At 60.3% G+C, this 3556-nt stretch carries 3 protein-coding genes; all 3 read right to left on the minus strand.

Annotated elements, in window-relative coordinates; all coding sequences use genetic code 11:
* Positions 1 to 87: 87 nt before the first annotated feature.
* Complete coding sequence (locus tag ACIOVB_RS22610; protein WP_401271556.1) at positions 88 to 864, minus strand: SDR family oxidoreductase; 777 nt, start codon at positions 862 to 864, stop codon at positions 88 to 90.
* On the minus strand, positions 861 to 2072 hold the full coding sequence (locus ACIOVB_RS22615; RefSeq protein WP_401271558.1) for an O-succinylhomoserine sulfhydrylase: 1212 nt from the start codon (positions 2070 to 2072) through the stop codon (positions 861 to 863). The genes ACIOVB_RS22610 and ACIOVB_RS22615 overlap by 4 nt, the downstream gene beginning before the upstream one ends.
* 80 nt (positions 2073 to 2152) lie before the next feature.
* Positions 2153 to 3556: amidophosphoribosyltransferase (gene purF, locus ACIOVB_RS22620; RefSeq protein WP_401271561.1), on the minus strand; the 1404-nt coding region annotated here is incomplete at its 5' end.

Consider the following 3556-nt stretch of genomic DNA (forward strand, 5'->3'; position numbering starts at 1 on the left):
TGCATCTCCGAGGCCGCGAAATTTACGCAGGTAGCGAACCTAAGTCAATAGCAGGATTGAAGTTTTTCTAAAAAAGACGAAATAGAGTCATTCCGTATAGATCATCTTCTTGGTCATACCGCCATCGACCACAAATTCCTGCCCGGTAACAAACCCGGCATTGCGCGATAGCAGCCAGGCAACCATCGCCGCCACATCCTCGACCGTCCCTACCCTGCCCGCCGGATGCTGGGCATGATCGGCATCAGCCAGGGGCTCAGCCCGACGCGCAGACGGATCCCGCGCATCGATCCAGCCCGGGCTGACCGCATTGACGCGAATCTCCGGCCCAAGGCTGATGGCCAACGCATGCGTCAGTGCCAGCAATCCACCCTTGCTCGCTGCATAGGCCTCAGTATCCGGCTCAGACTGCCCGGCACGCGTCGATGCCAGATTGACGATCGAGCCATTATGCGCCCGCAGATACGGCGCGCAGTGCTTGGCCAACAGCATCGGCCCACTGAGATTCACCGCCAACACCCGGTTCCAGTAAGCCAGATCAAGGCTTTCCAGGGTGATGTTGTGCGGATCGGCCACCGCCGCGTTGCACACCAGCGCATCGAGACGGCCAAACTGCCCCAGCACTTCGGCCACACCGAGAGCCACCTGACTTTCATCGGCAACGTCCATGGCAATGAACCAGGCGTTTTCGCCCAGCACTTTCGCCACTTTCGAACCACGCGCACGATCCAGGTCAGTCAGCACCACTTGCCAGCCTTCACTGATCAGCCATGCCGCGATACCAAGACCGATGCCGCGCGCAGCCCCCGTGACCAGCGCAACGCGGCCATGGGTGGCGGCTTTCGGAGTGGACAACTCGATCACAACGCCGCCAGACCGCGCGCCAGATCGGCTTGCAGATCAGCCACGTCTTCCAGACCGACCGCAACGCGAATCAGACTGTCACGAATGCCCGCCGCTTCACGCTCCTGCGGCGCCAGACGACCGTGGGACGTGGTGCTCGGGTGGGTGATGGTGGTTTTGCTGTCGCCGAGGTTGGCGGTGATCGAAATCAACCGCGTCGCATCGATAAAGCGCCACGCGCCCTCTTTGCCGCCCTTGACCTCAAAACTCACCACTGCACCGAAGCCCTTCTGCTGACGCTGCGCCAGCTCATGCTGCGGATGACTCTTGAGACCGGCGTAATGGACTTTCTCGATGCCATCCTGCTGCTCCAGCCATTCGGCCAGTTGCTGGGCATTGGCACAGTGGGCCTTCATCCGCAGGTTCAAGGTTTCCAGACCTTTGAGGAAGATCCACGCATTGAACGGACTCAGGGTCGGCCCGGCGGTACGCAGGAAGCCGACAACCTCTTTCATCTGCTCGCCGCGACCGGCAACCACGCCGCCCATGCAACGGCCCTGGCCGTCGATGAACTTGGTCGCAGAATGCACGACGATATCGGCGCCGAGCTTCAGCGGCTGCTGCAACGCAGGCGTGCAGAAGCAGTTGTCGACCACCAGCATTGCGCCTTTGGCGTGAGCGATTTGCGCCAGCGCAGCGATGTCCACCAGCTCAGCCAGCGGATTGGACGGCGACTCGACAAAGAGCAATTTTGTGTTGGACTTGATCGCCGCATCCCAGGCCGACAGCTCGGCCAACGGTACGTAATCGACTTCCACGCCGAAACGCTTGAAGTACTTCTCGAACAGACTGATCGTCGAACCGAACACGCTGCGCGATACCAGCACGTGATCGCCGGCACTGCACAGGCTCATGACCACAGCCATTATCGCGGCCATACCGGTCGCAGTCGCAACTGCCTGCTCGGCACTTTCCAGCGCGGCAATGCGCTCTTCGAACGCGCGCACGGTCGGATTGGTGTAACGCGAGTAAACGTTGCCCGGCACTTCCCCGGCAAACCGCGCGGCCGCGTCAGCAGCGGTGCGGAACACATAGCTGGAGGTGAAGAACATCGGATCACCGTGCTCGCCTTCCGGCGTACGGTGCTGACCGGCACGTACGGCCAGGGTATCGAACGCTACGCCTTCGAGATCGCTGTCCAGCCGACCGGCATCCCATTCCTGACTCATGCTGTCACTCCTCGCCCTGTTCTAAATAAATAAAAGTCTTTTGCCAGATACAAAACCGGCCCCTCAGGGCCGGTAGAAACTCAGTTGTTGTACAGATCGATGATCGCACTGACCGCCTGGGTCTTGACCTTCGAGGCATCGTTGCGTGCCTGTTCGATCTTGTCCAGATAAGCCTCGTCGACGTCGCCGGTGACGTACTTGCCGTCGAACACCGCGCAATCGAAGTTCTCGATCTTGATCTTGCCGCCACCGACCGCTTCGATCAAGTCAGGCAAGTCCTGATAGATCAGCCAGTCTGCGCCGATCAGATCAGCCACGTCCTGAGTCGAACGGTTGTGGGCGATCAGCTCGTGAGCGCTCGGCATGTCGATGCCGTAGACGTTCGGGAAGCGCACTGCCGGAGCAGCCGAGCAGAAGTAGACGTTTTTCGCGCCGGCTTCGCGGGCCATCTGAATGATCTGCTTGCACGTGGTGCCGCGCACGATGGAGTCATCCACCAGCATCACGTTCTTGCCGCGGAATTCCAGTTCGATGGCGTTGAGCTTCTGGCGTACCGATTTCTTGCGGGCAGCCTGGCCCGGCATGATGAAGGTACGGCCGATGTAACGGTTCTTGACGAAACCTTCGCGGAATTTCACGCCCAGATGATTGGCCAGCTCCAGCGCTGCGGTGCGGCTGGTGTCCGGAATCGGGATGACCACGTCGATGTCGTGCTCAGGACGCTCGCGAAGGATCTTCTCGGCAAGCTTCTCACCCATGCGCAGACGAGCCTTGTAAACCGACACACCGTCGATGATCGAGTCCGGACGCGCCAGATAGACGTGTTCGAAGATGCACGGGGTCAGGGACGGGTTGGTCGCGCACTGACGGGTGTGCAGCTTGCCGTCTTCAGTGATGTAGACCGCTTCGCCCGGCGCCAGGTCGCGAATCAGGGTGAAACCGAGCACGTCCAGCGAAACGCTTTCCGAGGCGATCATGTACTCGACGCCTTCGTCGGTATGACGCTGGCCGAACACGATCGGGCGGATGCCGTGCGGGTCGCGGAAACCGACGATGCCGTAACCGGTGATCATCGCTACTACCGCGTAACCGCCGACGCAACGGTTGTGCACGTCGGTCACCGCGGCAAACACGTCTTCTTCGGTCGGTTGCAGCTTGCCGCGCTGGGCAAGCTCGTGAGCGAACACGTTGAGCAGCACTTCCGAGTCGGAACTGGTGTTGACGTGACGCAGATCGGATTCGTAGATTTCTTTGGCCAACTGCTCAACGTTGGTCAGGTTACCGTTATGCGCCAGAGTGATGCCGTAAGGCGAGTTGACGTAAAACGGCTGGGCTTCGGCCGAAGTCGAGCTGCCCGCTGTCGGGTAGCGGACGTGGCCGATACCCATATGGCCGACCAGACGCTGCATGTGACGCTGATGAAACACGTCACGCACCAGGCCATTGTCCTTGCGCAAGAACAACCGGCCATCATGGCTGGTCAC

Source organism: Pseudomonas sp. NPDC087639 (assembly GCF_044743385.1).
Taxonomy (GTDB): domain Bacteria; phylum Pseudomonadota; class Gammaproteobacteria; order Pseudomonadales; family Pseudomonadaceae; genus Aquipseudomonas.